The sequence below is a fragment of the Verminephrobacter eiseniae EF01-2 genome, assembly GCF_000015565.1.
Lineage (GTDB): Bacteria > Pseudomonadota > Gammaproteobacteria > Burkholderiales > Burkholderiaceae_C > Acidovorax > Acidovorax eiseniae.
Window position 1 is genome coordinate 2,181,889 of record NC_008786.1, and the last position, 19,592, is coordinate 2,201,480.

Annotated in this window: 11 protein-coding genes and 2 pseudogenes; 5 read left to right on the forward strand and 8 right to left on the reverse strand. The window is 58.3% G+C overall.

Annotation, left to right across the window (positions count from 1 at the left end; genetic code table 11):
* The first annotated feature begins 649 nt into the window (after window positions 1–649).
* The 4 genes from VEIS_RS09520 to VEIS_RS28480 are packed head-to-tail and all read left to right on the forward strand — an operon-like array spanning window position 650 to window position 9,599.
* Window positions 650–1,468 carry a hypothetical protein gene (locus VEIS_RS09520; protein WP_011809706.1) on the forward strand — a complete coding sequence of 273 codons (819 nt, stop codon included), beginning with the start codon at window positions 650–652 and terminating at the stop codon, window positions 1,466–1,468.
* Window positions 1,465–3,660, forward strand: a complete 2,196-nt coding sequence (locus VEIS_RS09525) for a DNA methyltransferase (RefSeq protein ID WP_011809707.1) — start codon at window positions 1,465–1,467, stop codon at window positions 3,658–3,660. Before VEIS_RS09520 ends, VEIS_RS09525 begins: the two co-directional genes overlap by 4 nt.
* A gap of 16 nt (window positions 3,661–3,676) precedes the next feature.
* Window positions 3,677–8,131 (forward strand): ATP-binding protein, encoded by a 4,455-nt coding sequence (locus tag VEIS_RS28475; protein ID WP_157048452.1) that lies wholly within the window; start codon window positions 3,677–3,679, stop codon window positions 8,129–8,131.
* Between the two features lies 1 nt (window position 8,132).
* Window positions 8,133–9,599: a hypothetical protein gene (locus VEIS_RS28480; RefSeq protein WP_011809709.1), complete on the forward strand. Its 1,467-nt coding sequence runs from the start codon at window positions 8,133–8,135 to the stop codon at window positions 9,597–9,599.
* Window positions 9,600–9,633: 34 nt separating this feature from the next.
* Here VEIS_RS28480 and VEIS_RS31325 read toward each other — a convergent pair.
* A pseudogene (locus VEIS_RS31325) lies at window positions 9,634–10,005 on the reverse strand (hypothetical protein); the annotation flags it as partial.
* A gap of 35 nt (window positions 10,006–10,040) precedes the next feature.
* Here VEIS_RS31325 and VEIS_RS30410 point away from each other — a divergent pair.
* Entirely contained in the window at window positions 10,041–10,460 is a 420-nt protein-coding gene (locus tag VEIS_RS30410; RefSeq protein WP_232287887.1) for an acetate--CoA ligase family protein, read from the forward strand.
* A gap of 485 nt (window positions 10,461–10,945) precedes the next feature.
* On the opposite strand, the gene VEIS_RS09540 is transcribed toward VEIS_RS30410, so the two are convergent.
* From VEIS_RS09540 to VEIS_RS30415, 7 genes and pseudogenes are all read right to left on the reverse strand, one after another.
* On the reverse strand, window positions 10,946–13,267 hold the full coding sequence (locus tag VEIS_RS09540; protein WP_011809710.1) for a N,N-dimethylformamidase beta subunit family domain-containing protein: 2,322 nt from the start codon (window positions 13,265–13,267) through the stop codon (window positions 10,946–10,948).
* A gap of 17 nt (window positions 13,268–13,284) precedes the next feature.
* Window positions 13,285–14,922 carry a branched-chain amino acid ABC transporter permease gene (locus tag VEIS_RS09545; protein WP_011809711.1) on the reverse strand — a complete coding sequence of 546 codons (1,638 nt, stop codon included), beginning with the start codon at window positions 14,920–14,922 and terminating at the stop codon, window positions 13,285–13,287.
* A gap of 2 nt (window positions 14,923–14,924) precedes the next feature.
* Window positions 14,925–15,815, reverse strand: a complete 891-nt coding sequence (locus tag VEIS_RS09550; RefSeq protein WP_011809712.1) for a branched-chain amino acid ABC transporter permease — start codon at window positions 15,813–15,815, stop codon at window positions 14,925–14,927.
* A gap of 2 nt (window positions 15,816–15,817) precedes the next feature.
* Entirely contained in the window at window positions 15,818–16,624 is an 807-nt protein-coding gene (locus VEIS_RS09555) for an ABC transporter ATP-binding protein (protein ID WP_011809713.1), read from the reverse strand.
* Window positions 16,621–17,373, reverse strand: a complete 753-nt coding sequence (locus VEIS_RS09560) for an ABC transporter ATP-binding protein (RefSeq protein WP_011809714.1) — start codon at window positions 17,371–17,373, stop codon at window positions 16,621–16,623. The genes VEIS_RS09555 and VEIS_RS09560 overlap by 4 nt, the downstream gene beginning before the upstream one ends.
* Window positions 17,374–17,380: 7 nt before the next feature.
* A complete protein-coding gene (locus tag VEIS_RS09565; RefSeq protein ID WP_011809715.1) occupies window positions 17,381–18,682 on the reverse strand; it encodes an ABC transporter substrate-binding protein in 1,302 nt (433 codons plus the stop codon).
* Window positions 18,683–18,877: 195 nt separating this feature from the next.
* A pseudogene (locus tag VEIS_RS30415) lies at window positions 18,878–19,114 on the reverse strand (glutamate synthase-related protein); the annotation flags it as partial.
* Window positions 19,115–19,592 lie beyond the last annotated feature (478 nt).

Consider the following 19,592-nt stretch of genomic DNA (forward strand, 5'->3'; position numbering starts at 1 on the left):
CTGCACCCCGGATGGTAGGCGCTAAGCTACGCCAACATTGGCTTGGAACAAATACCCATTTTAAAAAAATATGGTAGTCCATTCTTGGTGGGGTGTGGGTGTGTCGCGCTGGAGCAAAGCGAGGCATGAGCCAAGGCCATGACTTCATCATGGCAGGAGGGGCCATTCTGAACATTCGCGCATGCTGATGATGCAGACGATTTCTGGCACCCTGTCATTTTTTCAAAATGGAAGTTTGGATTCAGTCTCTTTTGGGGAGAAGACAGCCCGTCTGACAGTCAAATGACACGGTGGCCCGCTGGTGACTACATCGTGGCGCACAACACCAAGGCATTCATCTGGGCCATCGGACATTCGGGCCAAGATTGGCCGGGCTTGGGTCCCCTTGGATAAAATCGGTTCTGTTTGACGCGCCATCTTGGCGAAACGGGCGACTGTTAGAATGTTTGTTCACTTTCCCATGGTGTAAAAGCGTATGGGGTGTGTTTTGGCTATGCTCTTGTGCCAGTCGATAGTCAAACGATCGCCCTTCAGGACAATGCCTTGAAGCAAGCAGAATGCAATCATGATGCGGCAAGCGGAAAGTACAAGCACGGTGGCGTCATGCCACCGCACATGACCACTTGAACCTCGAAGGAACAACAAGACGATGACCAAAAAGACCACCTGTTTCGACGTGTTCGAGCAATGCGTACTGGCTGTGCAAGCCGGGGAACTGATCGAATCGGTGTCGGCGAAGGATAAGGAGTTCCACTTTCAAAACTGGTTTCAGAAGCGCCTGCAAAAGCTCGCGCTCCACTTCGAAGGATCTGGTCGCAATATTTATCCCGACTTCTGCTTGGTTGAGTACACCGAGGGCTATGAGATCAAGGGTCTCGCATGGCCAGGCCGCGAGAAGGATTACGACGCCAACAGTCAGGTACCGACCGGCCATCACAATGGACGCCAAATCTTCTATGTGTTTGGCCGCTATCCTGCTGACTTGGCGCAATTTGCGGACCAAGGCAATGGTCAAAGGCAATACCCGGTGGTTGATCTTGTGATTTGCCACGGGGACTTTCTCAACGCTGATCACAACTACGTCCACAAAAACAAAAGCGTGAAAGGTTTTGGCGCTTACGGCGACATCATGATTCGTGATCGCAAGATGTACGTCGCGCCTACGCCTTTCGCGCTGACTGAGGGCACAACGGGTCTGATAACGCTGATCGTGCCGGAAAGCATGGGTGGCGACCCGCGCTTCCAGAATGTGGGGCGCCTTACCCGTGCTGAGGCCGACACACTGGTGGTGGGCTACACTTTCGACCTGCGAACCAACGAGCTAAAAGCCGAGTACATTCCTAACCCGCGAGCCGGAGCGCAGCATCGCTTTGTCGCATTCCGACTGGCAAATCAAGCCAATAAGCCAGTGTCGATGCTCAGAGCGCCCGTCCTGCCGGATGAAAACACAGCGCCCGACGAAGCATGAACACCATCACCGACAAGATTGGAGCCGCCAATGCTGCCGCTGCTACGGCGCTTGAATGTGACTTCCCGGTGGTCGAAATCAGCCAAATCGCCGAGCAGGAGAGTTGGCGGAAAGAGATCAACCGGCCGATTTATCACATCCATAAGTGGTGGGCGACGCGGCTAGGGTCAGTATTTCGGTGCATCACCATTGGGGCATTGACCAAACCGGGTGCAAACACTTGGGCACAGTTTTACGAGACGCACGACCTCGCTGGCATGGTGGTACTCGATCCTTTCATGGGCAGTGGTACGACGCTGGGTGAGGCCGTCAAGTTGGGTGCCAAGGCGGTCGGTTCCGACATTAACCCGGTGAGCACGTTTCTCGTTCGGCAAGCGTTCACACCAGCATCTGAAGATCAACTTCGAGCAGTCTTCGAGCGACTTGAGCGGGATGTCGCCCCAGAAATCCGTCGTTATTATCAGACGCGTGATCCTCAGTCTGGTGAGTTAATCCCCGTGCTTTACTACTTCTGGGTGAAAACAGTAATGACCCCGCAAGGGGAGTCGATTCCACTATTGTCTCGCTACGTATTTTCGCAGGACGCCTACCCCAAGAAAAAGCCGAAGGCTCAGATCGTGTGCCCCGGCTGCTGGGGGATCATGGAGGAGCGCTACGACACGACGGCAGCAGACTGCCCGCAATGCGGCCACCATTTCAACCCGCAAATAGGGCCGGTTGTTGGGCAGTACCTGACCGACAGGAGCGGCAATCGCTATCGTGTCAAGGATCTGCTGCCCAAGGATGGCTCGCCGCCACATCATCGCCTCTATGCCATGATGGCCCTGCGCCCTGATGACTCGAAGGTCTACTTGGCAGCGCGCAATGAGGATGTGGCCTTGTACAAGGAAGCCCAAGAACGGCTTGCGACCGAGGTTCTGCCGTTGCCTGAATCCAGCGTGCGGCCCGGCCACAACACCAACCAGGCGCGTGGCTATAACTACACCCAGTGGCGCGACTTCTTCAATTCACGCCAGTTGCTTTGCCTGGGTATCTTGCTGCGTGAGATTTTGCATATCGAGAATACGGATATCCAGGAACAGATGCTGTGTTTGTTCTCAAGCACACTGGAGTTCAATAACCTGTTTTGCAGTTTCAAGGGAGAGGGCACCGGGGCCGTGCGGCACATGTTCTCCAACCATATTCTCAAACCGGAACGTACTCCGCTTGAAAATTCGGTGTGGGGCACGAATCGTAGCAGTGGCACGTTTAGCACGCTGTTCGAGTCCAGGCTGCTGCGAGCCAAGCGTTACCTTGACGAGCCTTTTGAGATCGCCTTCGAGTACGACCAGGCCGGACAGCGCATTGGTTCGCGTAAGATCGTTGCAAGCCAACCAATCCGGGCACGCCGCATGGAGACTTGGGGTGAGTTGGAGAAAGCCGATCACGGGATGATGATTCTCAACGGGGATAGTTCCAAGCTCCCAATTCCCGATTCATCAGTGGATGCTGTCGTGACCGACCCGCCTTACTTCGACTTCGTTCACTACTCGGAACTAAGCGATTTCTTTTTCGCTTGGTTATCGCCTGCACTGCGTGACCGCTACCCATGGTTTGCCCGTGAAAACTCATCCGATCAGGGTGAAGTGCAGCACAAAGACCCGCGCGCGTTCGCGCGCCAACTCGCCTCAGTGTTTACCGAAGCGTGCCGTGTGCTCAAGGATGAAGGTGTACTGGCGTTCAGTTTCCATCATTCGCGTGCCGAAGGCTGGGCGGCCATCTATGAGGCCATTACCAAAGCCGGGTTGGCAGTGGTGGCTGCTCATCCAGTCCATGCCGAACTGCGCGCAGCAAGCCCAAAAACGGCCGCCAAAGACCCAATCAGCCTCGACGCCATTCTGGTCTGCCGCAAGCGAGCATTCGCCCAGTCGAATCTGCCAGTTGCCGAGAATGTGGTCGGCGCCGTCGAAATGATGACAGTCAGACTACAGGCTGCTGGCTTGCGAATTTCAGTTAGTGATCGCTTTGTCATTGGCGCCGCCCAGACGCTGATTGCCCGGGCAATCGACGATCTGAGTTTCGACGAAATCAAAGAGTATCTTGAGGCAGTTCGTCTGGCCGTCGGACCGAAATCCGAAAGCCTGCCTGAGATTGAACTTTCCGTTCCAAAAACACACGCATTCGTTAATCAATTGAATTTATTCGATTTTTAACCGGACACTACCGATTTTGAATAACGTTCAGAATGCCCAAACTTCCATCAAAGCAATCTTCGACGATACTATGACAAGTAATATATCTCTCAAACACTCCGCGATACCATTGAGTGGGTATCTGTATCAAAATCTGGTCGGAATTAAATTGCTTTGTGATTGGCTCGATGACCCGAACCTCTATGACTGGGTAAAATTCGAAGCCGATGATGACGAATCGCCTAAGGGCTTGGACGATATCGTCGCCCACCGAACCGATGGTTTGCTTGATCTATATCAGGTAAAATTCACCGTTGACCCATCCACTCCCAAGAACTTCCTTTCATGGGAATGGCTTCTTGAGCACCGTCCCAAAGGTAAGTCATTGATACAGAAATGGTACGCTGCGTGGGAAAGTGCGTCTGGGTCGCCGGTTCATCTTGCCGCGCTCGTCACAAACCGCCGACCCGACCGCGAGTTCCAGGGCTGCATGAACGCGGCAGCCTTGCTTGTTGAATTCGACAAAATTCCTGCTGATGCCAGAGCCACACTGCTGGAACAACTACCTTCGGCTGATCGAGCAGAATCTTTTTTTCGCACGTTTAATTTTCAGCATTCGTACCAAGGTTTTCTTAGCTTACGTGGAACCCTGTCAGACAGACTCGTCGGTCGGCATACCACCTACCATGGTTGGCATACTCTCTTGAATGCGACCGTCGACTGGGCAATCAGGAAAAACTTCCCTCCACCACACGGACAAATCACGCTTGACATCATCAGAGGAGAAATTGATAGCCACCGGCCGGCGCCCCTCAATCAGTCGTTCCAGGTGCCTGCTGGCTATGAACCGCCAAGTATTCCATTTCACCAAAAATTCAGCGCACAAATTCTTTCCACCTCAAGCAGAATCTTTGTTTTATGGGGGTCACCCGGCCAAGGAAAAAGTACCTATTTGAGTTTTCTTTGCAAGGAGTTTGAGCAGCGCGAGATTCCATATATAAGGCAGCACTACTTTCTTGACCTATCAGATCCATCGGAGCGGTTCTCGCTTGTTTCTGTCGCCAATTCGATGATGGCGCAAATGGAAAACTATCATGGTCAATTCGTAGACCAGCTATCCAACAAACCGGAGTCATTGCGGCAATGGATCGAAGCCTGCGCATTGGGATATCAGAAAAGTGGGAAGCAATTTGTCATCGTGGTTGATGGACTTGACCACATATGGCGAGAGAACGATAGGGACATTGCACCGTTAGATTCACTGTTTCAGCATCTTCTTCCTCTGCCTCAAAATGCCGTTTTGGTAATAGGCACACAGCGCGTCAGTGTCGAACAACTGCCATCACGGTTGAATAATCAATCAGAACCCGAAGATTGGTATGAGCTTCCGCTTATGTCGCAAGCATCAACAAGGTGCTGGCTCGAAGAAAGGCATCGCAGCGGCCAATTTGAACTCCATGAACAGAACGGGAAACAGAGCGAAATCGAGAAAGCAGACCTGATTGCCCAGTTTACGGAGGCGTTCCAGACACTCTCACAAGGGCATCCACTACACCTTACCTATAGCTTCGAGGCGATGAAGCTTCAGCATCGGATACTCCGGCCCGAGGAGGTAGCCCAGTTGGCAGCCTGCCCAGATGGCGACATCCGTGGCTACTACAAGTCACTATGGCAAAGGCTTTCCTACGATGCAAAGGACGCCCTTCACCTTGTGGCAGACAGCGGCTTCCCCTGGCCTGTGTTCAGCCTTGAAGACACCTTGGGTATTCGCCCTGGGATCCTGCAAACTGAGATTCGGCATCTCTTATATGACTCGGAAGCAGGTCTTATCCCCTTTCATGGAAGTTTGCCCGCCTTTATTCGGGAGTTGGAAGAACATGATGTTCGAACTGAGCATTTAGCACCCAAGGTCGTCAAGTGGCTCAACGAAAGGGCTCCTGCCTATCATCGTTGGGGTTGGCTTTGGCTGTATCAGGCACGATGCGGTTCCACTGATAATCTTGTTTTTCAGCCTGGTCGGGATTGGATTATTAAAAGTATGTCGAAAGCCTATCCAAAAAAGCAGTTGATTAAAATTCTCACCTCTGCTGAAACTGCTGCATTTTCTCAAAAGAATTTCGCGAGAGCTGTCCGTCTGCGTTGGTTGAAAATACGCCTGCAAAACGGGACAACTTTTCAAATTGACAACCCCACCCGAATTGACGAGTGTGCGCTTTCACTCACTGATGATGATTACCCATTAAAGAATCTATCCACGGCATTTCGTACAGCAAACATTGCTGACCTGCTCCTTTTGGGCCGACAGTATCTGCGTGCACGCAGGATTGAGGAGGCCATCGAATGCAGAAAGGCCATTGGAATCAGATTGGCTGACACAATCCGTTCCGGGACAGCCAACGCCCGGAGCCATGAGTCTGATGTCAAGGCGTTGCTTGAACTATGTGCCGCCACATCGACGTTTGAATCAACAGTATTGAAGGACTGCTTCCGGCGACGTGCTTACGGTCCATCGCGATTCAGGTTCTTCATTGGTGAATTGGCTAAATTACGCGACATCGATAAACTGCTCCGATGGTTACCAATTCCATTACCCTACGGAATGCGGAGTGATTTGGAACTTGAGATTGTGCGTGTCGCTGGCATAAACAGAATTAGCCTCCATGAATACCCAGAATTTGGGCAGCTACGCAAACATCCGATCTCCGAATGCTGGGCACGCCTCTATGCGCCATCAAAGGCGCGGCCAATTCCATTCTCTCTCGATGCTTCTGTCTACAATAAAGATGCCTGGTATGATGTTTCCAGTGGAAGTCTCGAATGTTTTTTGCACGGGCTATTTTTCTACATTGTTGCCAAAACCTTGGAGGTTAAGGGGGCTAATTTAACAATAAATCCACCGACAACCCAAAAGCGTAAATGGTTGAATGAAGTCCTGACCGAGATAACAAGGTGCGCGGCATTGGCAGGCAAAATGTTGGTCAGACATGAACGTCCGAAGTTTGACTTCTTGTTTGCGGCATTATCTTCACTTCCAGAGACAAAGGATTACGACACGCATGCTGATCATCAATCACTTAAACGCGCGCTTCTGGCAATTTCAAAGGACTTGTTCCTGATATCTGGCGCTCTTGAGGCTCCACGCCTGATATCAGGCACTGAATGGACCCGCGCAAAGCAGGCTCGCCATTTTTGGTTCCATGGTTGGCTGGAAGACTGTTTGCGTACCGGCGTTGTTTTGATTGAGTCTGATATCGTGAGGCGTGAACTGGCAGACCGTATGGCGACGATCAAAAGGGAAATCAGTCAAATTGATGAGCGTGCCAACAGTTATTTGGCACTCTGCGAGTTGGCCTGCAAAACGGATTCACTTGAAGCGATCGGCAAATCTTTGTTGCACAGTTCTTTGGCGTGCGTAATGGGCTACGGATGCAGAAAAGACCCTACGATTCATCACGTTCTGGATGCAATACAGGCAGTCGCTCAGGCGGATGCCAACTTCGCCAAATCGATGCTAATCAAAATTTGTCCTGTGGTCGCCAATATCAGCGTCATTACGGATGGAAGCGAGACGAGACATGCACTCGCTACCATGGCGGTAATGTTCGCCAAATATATGCCTGAGACTTATGCCGATATGTATGATCACCTCCTGAAGTCTGGTGAGTGGTATCTATCGGAGTGTGCGCTTTCGGCTGTTGTTCCTACCATTGTTGGCAGCGCGATTGGCCGTAATGTCATTGGCCCAACCATGTGGGATGCAGAAAGCGTAGGCAAGCTGCGAGCACTGGCGTCGGCTGGCTCCGTGTATGCAAACGAAATCATCGAAATCAACTCAAAATTCCTCGGCCTTGCGTCGCTTGAACTCGGCGATGAAGAAAAGAACGGCACCTCTTTCAGCCTTGACGACGGTCATGGCATTGATATCAGCGTTTTTGGGCCACATCAATATGAGGCTTTGATTGATGCACTTCACCAGAAATCACAATATATCGCTGAAGAAAGAATGGTTCGGGAATGGTTTGCGTATTGGAGAGGCAAAGGAAAGGGTGCAGAATTGCTACGCAACCTTCGCAAATACCTGACCGAAGAGAATGTTCCGACGGGCATAAGCTCCATTTTTGATTCGATGTTTGAAATCAGTCTTCGTCTGGACGGTACGGTAAAAGCATATCGATGGCTTGTCGCTGCTCAAATCCATCGCAAAGGTTGGGACGAGTTTTATTACCGTGAAGAGGAAGCGTTGAACCGCTTCAAGGTCTTCGCATCTCATTATGCAGCGAGATGGGAAGACTTTATTTTTGACACCACGACACCGAAAACTGGACTCGATGCAGAGCCACTGGCTATTCCTCACAGTCGCTTGGTGCACTTTCTCCATGCCGTCGGCCAAATTTCAGATGCGATAAAAATAACGAAGGAAATGGTGAACGCAACTGTAGAAGAAGTGAGTGATATCCCGCTGCCCATACCTTTGTGGTTCAAGGGGAACTAACGTGGACGATAAGATTCTTGTCCGCGTAGGTCTCAGCAGACTTCGCCATCCGCTTCCACCCGTAAAATTGATGGTAGCGCATTCTGCTGCGGCAGGAATTATCTCCGAAAATGGAGCAGTCGTTTGGAATGCGTTGCTAACCTTCATTGAGAATCAGGAGTTGGAGTCCGAGGTTGCCGAGGCATTGATGGTGGCATTTCTTGCCAAAAAATCCCCATTGGTCACTGTGGCGGCACTTCACCGTGTCATTGCGAGACCATCACCGCTTTCCGACTACATTCTGATGGGAATTACAGGACAACCCGTTCTAATCAACGCTTGGTCGAAATCACACTCCGGTGAAGTACCCAAACGCTACACAATATCGGAATATGCCCAAAGCTTGACTGCCGCTCACCTTGTTCCTCCGATACTACGCACCAGATTAGCGGCTTTAGAAAAGCAGCACGATCTGCCGTTTTTACGGCAATGGGAATATGAGATTGAGTGCCTCGTTTGCCGCCTGGGCGCGCCTTCTGGCAGCGATCGTGACTATTGGTCGAAAGATCCCGATGCCGTCGCACTGCAGATTTCTCACGCTTGCCATTTCGGCAGATCGGCTTATCTCAGAACCCTTGCTCTTGCCTTCGACCTTTGGGGTATGTCTGAAGAGATTGTTCATGAAGAAGTGAAATATGCCATTCCTTGTGACCTTGTCTATGCCCAGATACTTCCCGGAGAGTGCCCTGTCTGGGCTGCCGGATTGCAGGAGGCTCTTCCGGATGACGCCAATAAATGTTCCACTTTGATTGGACAGATGGTGCGAGATTGCAGCGCCGGCGGTGAACTGCTGATGTATCTGAATGCACCGCTAGGCATATCCAACATGTATCGTGCAGAACTTCGAATCACTTCCTGCTATGTGAACAACGAAAGCGCAAGACCAAAAGATGGATTTGCGCTCCATGATTATCTTTTAAACAGAATGATTTCCTTAACAGAAAGTCTCGTGAATAAGATTGACGTGAAGCCGTTTGGCTTTTTGCCCGGAGTATTTCCAAATAACGTTAGCATGCTTCCTGGGGTAATACCAGGCCCGATGCGTCATTTTGGATACCTTGTGAGCGACCTGTTGTCACGTTTCCCATATTTACCAGCAAATCACAGCGTTGGTAAAAGCATGACGGCCAAGCCTACTCGCGGAGGCATTGATATTGATGCTGATGGTGTTCACATTGGGCATCTCACTTACTGGAATCAAAGGTGGCAACCAACCCATTCCAAGGGAATTGGAACTCCATGCGGTACTGCTCTCACCTTGAAGGAGGCGCATCTGGAAGGATTTTCCCCAAATCCCGTATTCCGGCTCCAGCGGTATTGGGAACTAAAAATTTTCGAGCGCGATAATTCTCACATGAACTGGAATAAGCGAACTCTATATGGCCGTGTTCTGGATAGCCTGGATACGAACCCAGTATGCAAGTTGTAATGCCAATAAAGTGTACGCCAGGGGTGGCACGGACGCGGTTGACCGTATCAAAACGCGGCGCACTGTCGAGCCGCAATGCCTTGTATAAGGCTTCGCGTGTGATACCGGCTGACTTTGTCTCTCGCTCACCCCGTGAGCGCGGGAAATTTCGGATGAAACGCAGGCGCTGGGCGTGCTCGCGCAACTGGCCGCGCACACCGCGCTGATGCGCCAGTCGCATGCGCCGTGGCCGCCGGCGCAGCCGCCTTCGTTGCCGCAGGGCAGTGGCCGCTTTCTCAACGAGGTCCAAAGCCTGGCCCTGCTGGCCGCGCATGGCATCCCGGTGGTGCGCACAGGCTGTGCTGCACCGCAGCCGAGGCACGCGATGCCTGGGGCGCGGCGTGGTGAAAGCCCGCTCAGGCGACATGCCGCACCAGTCGGGGCACGCCCTCGTCGCCCTGCATGTCGACAGCGCCAATGCGGCTGCGGCGCTGTTCGGCACCCAATGGGCGAGACGGGCAGAACCCGGGGCGGCACGAGTTCATGGCGGGCGCGCGCCAAGACCCGGTCTTCGGGCCCGTCGTGGTGGGCGACGGCGGCAGGTATGTGCAAGCGCTGCAAGACATCGCCGTGCTGATCCCGCCGTTCGACAGCGCCGACGTGTACGCAGCACTCAAAACCCTGCGCATCGCGCCGCTGCTGGACGGCGTGCGCGGCGAGCCGCCGCTCGATGCGGCCGCCCTCTGTGCGGTGGTGATTGCGCTTGGCCGACTGATCGCCGCAGCGCCCGACAGCATCGCCGCCATCGACCTCGATCCGGTGCTGGTCGGCGCCCGGGGCGAGGGCGCCATGGTCGTTGACGCGCTGGTCGAGCGGCGCTGATGCGGTGATCCCCAGAATGTGAATCCATTGCGGCGGCCGTTCCGCCCTCAAATCCGCGCTCCATCCGATCAACCAAATCTCGACCAAATCGACCAAATCGACCCAATCGACCCAATCGACCAAAGGGGGGCTGACGCGGTGATCCCCGCAAGATTGGGATGGGTGACCTTGCCCCTGGATCCCGGATCCCCTTGCTGAGCCACGAATGGGCTTGCCTGGCCTGGGCGGCCAGCCCGTCTTGCTCGATCCGTCCCGGGCTGACGCAGGCCAGCGTCGCGTGCCGTCTCGTTCGGTTGCACCAGAGCAGCCACGCAATGGGTTCATCCCTGGCCTGGCGCCTCGTCGCAAGCGCTGTCCGTGCTGCCGCCTCTCCTTCTGCGACCCGAACAGGGTTTCGCCGCAGGCGTTGTCCCAGCCGTTGCCCGGCGGCTCATCGACGCCGTGATGCCGTACTCCGTCAGCATGTCCCTGAAGTCCTGGCGGGCCTACTTCCACTGCTTCTCGTCATTCACCCACAACCCGCCCGGCAGGCGCCCCGGCTCGATGAAGGCGTCGACGACATTGCCCAGGACCGTGGAGACGTTGTTTTTGAAGCCGTTCACCGGAAGGGCCTGGCCGAACGCGATGGATCCGCCGCAAAAGACTGCGCCATCATTCGGCGCGCCGAAGTAGGTCATGTCGGCGCGGATGCGGTAGTCCTGCGAGCCGCTCAGGCCGGGGTAGGGGTAGAGGATCTCTTCGATCGACAGCATGTAGTTGTCGCTGTGCCCGCCCGAGGACGCGATGATGCGCGTGTGCGGCGGCGTCCCGAGCGTGAGGTCGTAGCGGTCGAGCTCCAGGCCGGCCGCGCCGCCGTAGGCCAGGCCGCTGTCCCCGATCATCTCGCCTTCCACGCCCTTCATGATCCAGTCCACGGTGCGGTGGTAGCTGTCGGGCATGCGCCGGTAAGGGCGGCTCGACTCGAAGCCCTCGGCGATGAAACCGACGCTGAATGTCTTTTGTGGCGGCCGTCCCAGGTTCTTCCAAAGGCCGCCCTTCTGGCCCGTGGTTGCAAGGTAGTGTTCGCCGGGCCGTGCATTCCAGGCGCGCATCCCCGAGTCGCATTTGCGCACCTCCATCACCCATGGCGTGTCGTCACGGAACGCGACGTTCCAGTAGTAGCCGTTGCCACCCATGTAGACGTAACGGCCGCCGGTGGCGATGTAGTCTTCGGTGGCGTCGAGCATGCGCTCGGAGTAGTACTCCGGATGGGTGCCGCTGATGACGCATGAATAGGTTTTCAATGCGGCCAGGCCCTCGCGGTGCAGGTCTTCGTCGGTGAGCACCTCATAGTCGTAGCCCTTGTGTTCCAGCCATGCGAGGATCGACAGATCGGCCGGAAACTGCCACGTCACGCCCATGCTGGAGATACGGTGCTTGGGCCGCATGTTGACGATCGGCCGGCGGTAGGAGCTGTAGCAGACGCCGTTGCCGTCCGACCAGTGGTCGTAGGTCGAGAGGCCGAATTCGTCCTTCTTGTACATCTCGATGTCGATCTCGGTGATGATCGGCGGCTGCCCCGTCATCGGCTGGATGATCTGCGCATCGAAGCTCATGTGTTCGTTGCCGTAGGCCATGTAGCTGGCGGTCGGGATCAGCAGCGCCAGGCGCGCCTTGGCGCTTTTCGGGCGCACGAAGAAGACGATGTGCTCTTCGGCCAGACCGATGCCCGGGCCGGCGCGCAAGCGCATCGCGTACACGCCGCTCTTCATCTGCGCCGGTAGCGTGACCCGCTTCGTGCACTCCCAATTGCAGTCGATCATCGCATCGGCGTGGAACTCTACGCCGCCGTATTCCTTCGGATTCAGGCGAAAGCAATCGTTGTGGCCGCCCCAGTTCCAGCCGGTTTGGGCGCGCACCGGCCGGTTGTAGCCCTCGGCATGCAGGCCGTGCGGGCCGGCGTCGTACACCGTGTCGCCGATGCCGTGGTCGGTGTAGCCCAGCGTGGTGTCCCAGCAGGCGACCAAACCCTTTTGGTCCGGCGCGCCACCCTTCATCAGGCCGTCCAGTTCGGCGCGGGTCAGCGCGCGCTCCCACACCATCGGGCGATCGACCTTGCCCGAGTACATCTGCGAAACGAAGTGGCCGCGCGATTCGTGCCAGTCTTGCGAACCGGCGATCAGGAAGGGGGTCTCCGGCAGGTTGCGCTGCCGGAACCGGAAGGTCTCGCCGACATGCGAGCGGTAGTCGATCGGGCAGACTGCGCCGAGCAGGCTGTTGTAGCGGTTGGCCACGCTCTCGTGATGCACGCTCGCGCGGCCGCTCGCCGCGTCAAGGGTGGCGGCGACGAAATACCAGTGCTTTGCCAGCATCGGGACTTCGGTCTGGACGTAGTCGACTTCGCCGTTGCTGCCGACCCAGAATTCGAGGTGCCCCGCCGGATTCAGCCCGAGCGCATAGCCTTCGTTCTTGACGTTGTCCCAGCGGCCCATCACGGTTTGGCGCACACCCGCCAGCGGCAGGCCGGGGAAGATGAAGGCGCACAGCGTGATGCCGGCTTCGAGTGCGAGTTTGTGCTGCGGGTCGGCAACCCGCAGGAACGATCCGACCTGGGTGTACTGCTTCTTCACCGCCCACACGCCGTTGCCTTCGCAGCCCATTTCCTCGTCGAGATAACCGGGCCCGTCCGGATGCTGGTCGCCGTGAATCAGCCGCACCAGTTGCGCCTGTACCTCTGCCGTGCCGTCGGCCGTGACGTGAAAGTCGATCGGGTCACCTGGCCTTACCGAGATCTTGTCGGCATAGCCGAACAGTTTGATATCTGCCATGGGGGCTCCGTGGTTTCTCAGGACTCCATCAGGTCTTGCACGCGGCGCAGGAACACACCGTGGTAAGCCTCTTCTTGCGTGGCGTGAATCTTGTCTTCGACGATGCGCGGCGCGACGCCGCGATGGCCGGACAATGCGACGATGCGGTACGCTTTGAACTGCTCGACGGCGACGATCGCGTACTTGTCGCCCAGCGGCGCGCGGCGGAAGTACAGCAGCAGCCGTTCGAGCGGCTCGCTGTGCTGGCCGAGCGGGCAGCGGCGGTGCTCTTCCATCAGCTCGGCCGAGACCAGCTTCTTCAAATAGTCGCGCTGCATCTTGTCGTAGCGGCGCCAGTAGAGCAGGTCCTTGTCGGGGGTTTCGGTGGCTTCTTCGGGTAGCATTTCGCCTCCTTTTTCGGAACGGGTCGAGCGCTTTTCACTCTTTTTCTTGTCGCGCCAGGCGCGCCACTGCTGCTTGATGCCGAACAGGCCTTGGCGCAGGAACAGCACCACGCCGAGCATGATCAGGCCGATCAGGATCAGCCGGATCGGCCCGAGCGGCATCAGCACCTTGTCCAGGAACACGACGATCAGCGCGCCAACGACGGCGCCTTCCGCGCGCCCGATGCCGCCGATCACGAGCATGCCGAGACCGAGCAGCACGGTGTCGAAACTGAAGATCGAAAATCCCACCCCCCGGTAGTGCGCGGTGTAGAAGCCGCCGATGAAGCCAAGCGCGACCGACGAAATGACGAACACCATGATGCGGGCGCCCCGGAAGTTCACGCCCGTGGCTTCGGCAAACGCCTCGCGCTTTTCCGGTGCCATGCGCAGCACGCGGCCGAGCCGCGTGCCGTTGACGGCGCGAAACAATGCCAGCGCGAGCAGCATCAGCACCAGCGCCGCGTAGAAGGCGAGCAGCGACTGGTTGTCGGCAGTCCACGATTCCGGGATGTAGCTGTCGGCGCCGTAGAGGCCGCCCCTGGCCGAGCCGAAGGCTTTCGACTGCAGCGTGTAGACGCGGCACAGCTCGTTCAGGCCGATCGTCAGCAGGGCGTAGTAGAAGCCGTCGAGCCGTGTCGCGGGGATCGCGATGATCGCGCCGAAAACGAGTCCGATCCCCGCGCCCAGGAAGGGCAGCAGATACCACGGGACATGCAGGTGGATCGACAGCCACGCAGTGCCGAACGCAGCCGATCCGACGACGGCGTAGCTCGCCAGCGAGTAGATGCCGGCGGTGCCGATGATCAGCATCCAGCACAGGTTGATGGCGGCGTAGATAGCGAAGACCGCGCCCGCCGCGAGCAGGGAGCCGCGCAACTGCGCCGGCATGTACATCGGCATCAAAAAGAGCGCGGCCAGCCCCAGCAGCCACCAGATCGGGCGCTTGTCGACGATGGTCTTTTCGCGGCGCAAGGTCTTCGGGTTGTACTCGCCGCGGATGTGCAGAATGCGCCGGCGCGTCGGCCAATAGCGGATCTTGCTCCACAGCGCGGCGCCGTGACCGCCCCACTTGTAGTAGTAGCGCAGGCGGCCGACCGGCAGCATCGGCACCTTTGATTCGCGGGTCGAGTCCCAGGGTTCCTGCGGCGGGCGGTAGGGGTGCGCCGGGATCTCCTCTTCGGCCCGATCGACCTGCCAGCCGAACAATGGATTGCGCCAGGTGTTGCTCATGTTCAGGCCTCCCGCGCCCGGTCGACGATGCCGGCGATGCCGCGCGGGCGGATCAGCAGGATCACGATGATCAGCAGGAACTGCGTGATCAACACATACTGACCCCCGAGGACGACGCTGGTGAGCGCTTCATTGAGCCCGAGGATCACGGCCGCGATGATGGCGCCTTGCACGCTGCCGAGACCGCCGCAGAGCGCGATGCTGACGCCCTTGATCATCGGGGTGAGACCCCCGAACGGCGAGATGTAGTAGGTCTGCGAGAGCAGCACGGCGGCAAGCCCCGCCATCGCGCCGGTGATCGCCATCACGTAAAAACCGGTGCGGCGCACGCCAATGCCGACAATGGCGGCGGCGTGCGGGTTCATCATCATCGCGCGGATCTCCAGGCCGCGTCGGCTCGAACGCATCCACATCACGACCGCGGCGACGAAACCGATCGAGACCAGCACGTTGCCGATCTTGTCGGCTGTCAGCGCGGTGTCGCCGAGCATCACGCTGCCGCTGCCGAAGATCTCCGGCAGGTTTTTCGACAAGGGACCGAACACCCAGAGCAGGGTCTGCATGCCGATCAGGCTGATGGCCAGCGTGGCGATCATGCCGCGCACCGGGAAGTTGGGTTTGTCGTGTATCGGTATGAAGGCCAGTGCGCAGACGAACAGGCCGGCCAGCGCGCCGGTGAGCACGCCCGCAGCCAGCACCATGGCGCCGTTGCCGGTGATGTGTTGCGCCGTCATCCAGGCGCCGTAGCCGGCCGCTGCGTAGATGAAGCCGTAGGCCAGATTGATGAGGCCGACGCTCGACCAGGTGATCGAGATTCCGATCGCCAGCGTGCCGTAGATGCACGCCAGCACGACGGCATTGATGAGGACGAACCCCAGATCCGCGAGTCCCATGCTCACTTCTCCCGCGTGGTCTGAAAACCGAGGTGCGCCGAGGCTTCACCTTTGAGTTTGCCGGCGTGCATGCCGATGACCCGATCGACGCGGCCTTCGAGGAGCGCCAGGTTCTGCTCGGCGATCACCATCGCCGACAGGCCCAGATCGACCGACATCAGCGCATCCATCACCCCCTTGCCGATCTTCGGCGCGAGGCCGAGAGACGGTTCGTCGACCAGGAACAGCGAGGCCTCGGCCATCAATCCGCGGCCAATCGCGACCATGCGCCGCTCACCGCCCGAGAGGCGGCCGACCGCAATGCGCATCAGTTTCACCAGGGGTGGAAAGATCGCGAGCACGCGCTCCTTGCGCTGCGCCCGTTCACGCCATGCGCGGGGCGTGAAGGCGCCCGAATCGAGATGCTCTTCGACCGTCAGCCCGTGGAAGATTTCGTCGCCCTGCGGGATCAGCGCGAGTCCGCGGCGAACGATCAGGTGCGTGTAGCGGCCCGGCCCCTGGCTGCGCGTGCGGCCGACTTCGTGGCCGTTCAGGCGGACCGAGCCACGCTGCCAGCCGGTCAAACCGGCGATGGCATAAAAGAGCGTGGACTTGCCGTGGCCGTTCAGACCCACGAGGCCGACCCGCTCGCCCGCCTGGACGCTCAAGTCCAGGTCATGCAGCACGCGCATCGGGCCGTAGCCGGCGGACAGGCCCTTGACATCGAGCACTTCGCTGCGCGGCAGCGCCGCCGCCGCTGCGCCCGCTGGAGTGCCTGCGCCTTCGGCTACTACGGTATGAGCGCCTTCGGGCGGCCGCGCGGCGCTCATGTCAGCGCTCCTTCGACCACGTTCTCGAAATAGGCGGCGTGAACCTTCGCGTCCGCCAGCACATGGGCGAGCGAACCTTCGGAGATGGTCGCACCGGCATCCATCACCATCACCCGGTCCGCGATGGCCTCGAGCAGTTCGATGCGGTGCTCGACGATGATGACCGCGATGTTCATGTCTTTGGACAGGAGCCGGATGTGCTGGTCGATCTCGTCGACCTCGGAGTTGATCAGACCGGCCGCCGGCTCGTCCATCAGCAAGATCTTCGGGCGCCGCATCAGCAGGCACGCCAACAGCAGCTTGCGCCGGTCCAGCGCGTCGAGCTTCGCGGTCGGCACATCGGCGGCGAACTTGAAACCGACCACCTCGGCGCCATACTCGGCGTCGAAGCGCGTCAGGTAGGGCTTGCAGGCTTGGCGCGCGGCCTTGAAGGTCTCGCCGACCGTCAGTTCGTCGGGCACGACCGGCGTCTGGAAAGTGCGGCCGATGCCAAGGCGCGCCCTTTCGTACAGCGGCAACGCGGTCACGTCGCGGCCCTCGAACTCGACCCGGCCGTGCTTGGGCCGAATGCGCCCTGAAAGCACCTCCAACAGGCTGGTCTTGCCCGCCCCATTCGGGCCGATGATGCCCAGCACTTCGCCGCGACGGACCTGCAGGCCGATGCCGTGCAGGATCTGTCGGCCGCCCAGGTCGAGTGCGATGTCGCGGCAGCCAAACAGGGCTGCGGGCGCAGTAGTGCCGGCATGCATCACGCTCTCAGCTCCACCAGGGCGCCTTTTGCAGCGCGGACTCCTTGAGCTCGTAAGGGAACACGATCTTGTGCTCCTTGCCCTGCACCTGCACGTAGAGCTGGCCCATGCCCGCCTCCAGCGTCTTTGCCGAAACCTCGTAGCCGTTGTCGGGGAAATGCGCTGCCTCCTGGTACGGGTTGCGCATGTCCATGTAGCCGCAGACGCCGCGGTACGGGTTGGCACGTATCCAGTCGCAGACCGCCTTGAAGTCCTCGGGGTTCTTGGTCGCTTCCCAGGCCGCCTTCAGGTAATGGACGATGTCGTAGCCGTTGCCGGTATAGACGAGGCCCATGATCCCGGGGAAACGCTTCTTGTACTTGGCCCGGAAGTCGCTGCCCCTCTTGTCGGCATAGACGCCAAGCACCGTGCTCCAACAAAAGCCGTTGGCAGCGTCACCGGCGAGTGTCAGGAACTCGGGTTGCGAGGGCCCGTACTGCAGGTAGACCAGCGAGTTCTTCACCGGGTTGGCGCGGAACTGTTTGCAAAACGCCGCGTATTCGGCCGCCACCCAGTGGTCGATCATGATCGCACCGGCGTCGACTTCCTTCAGTTTGCGGATGACCGGGGCCCAGTCCTGCACCGGAAACTGGATGTCCGTCACGGCGGCGAGCTGGAAACTGCTTTTCTTCAACGCCTCCTGGCAGGTCTTCGAGATCGTCTGGCAATAGCCGACCTGCTCCTGAACGATGTGCACCTTGCGATTCTTCGGCTTCCACGCGCCGGATTTTTCCATCGCTTCCAGCCACAGCGGGTAGGTGTAGCCGTAGTGCACTTCCGAGGGATCGGTCTGGAACACATGGCTGTACTTGGCCGGGTTGGCCTTGAACGCATCGGTCGCGGCGCGCTGCGTGTTGCCCTGCAGGTACGGGGCCTTGTACTTGGCGGACTCGTCCATCGCCGGGACCACCGCGAACAGGAATGCGTTGGAAATGGCGTGCACCTTCGCGTCTATGCATGTGGCGATCGCCTGCTTGCAACTTTCGGGCGAGAGCTTGTCGACATCGGTCTTGAAGAGCTTCAGCGGTCGACCGAGGATGCCGCCGGCGGCGTTGATCTCTTCCATCGCGAGCGTCGTGCCCTGCCAATGGTCATTGTCATCCGCCACGCCCGCCGCAGCGGTCTGGCAGGTCGGCACACCCAGCAAAACGGGCTTGCCGGATTGCGCGAACGCCGATCCGATCAAACCCGGTGAGAACTCCGCCGCAGCAACACCAGCCACTGTGGCCGCAAGAACGCGGCGACGAGTGCGAGGCAATTCATTGACCATGGCCACTCCTTCAGTTCAAGCCGTTGAGGCACATACACGCCTTTCGATCCGATGGACTGACTTGCCATCGTGATCGTCCCTTCACCCGGGACGATGGCTGCCGTCAGACGGGGCAAGCCGCTGCCCGGGGAGCCATTGGGCGCCGGCCGTGCTGCCGAGCGCGTTGTCGTCGGCTTCGCAGGCCGGGTCGTCGTCGCCGGGCGCAACCGGCGCCGCAGTGCCGGTCGCGACCGCATCGGCAGCAGGCGCCAGGGCCTTGGCGACATCCGCGCCGTTGCGGATGCCGCCGGAGACGATCGGTTGCACCTTGCGGCGCATGTTCAGGCCCTGCAACACCGGCACTGCCGGCCGGATGGCCGTGAGGATCGGAATGCCGGCATGACCGATGAAGACCTCCCGGGTCGCCGCCATGCCACCTTGCATGCCGTCGAGCGCATGTGCTTGACCGGGTTGTCACTGAAAAACTGCTGGGCCTCGTCGGGAGTCATTTCAGAGCCTTTCCTTGGTCGGTCAGGGAGCGGGGCACGGGCTGCGTGAGGTGCAGCCGAGCCGTCCTCCGAGGCGATGGTCTGATGGAACAGCGTAGGCGATAGTTTTACTCAAGTCAACAATTGATCTTTATCGGAAACATGTTCACACCAACCACCATGGGGTGTCGGCGGATGGGGGCCGGGTGTCCGATCACCGATCACCGATCACCGATCACCGATCACCGATCGCTGGCGGTGGCGGTGGCGGTGGCGGTGGCGATGGCGGGCCATCGGCAAAGGGCAGCGCAACCTGCTTTCAAGTCGGCCATCGCGCGCAGCGGGCGCAACACCTCGCCTTGCGCAGGCACGGCGCCCCATGCTTCGGAGAACAGCGGCCGCTGCGCGATGCGCGAATCCCCAAGTGAAGTCTGTGATCCGGT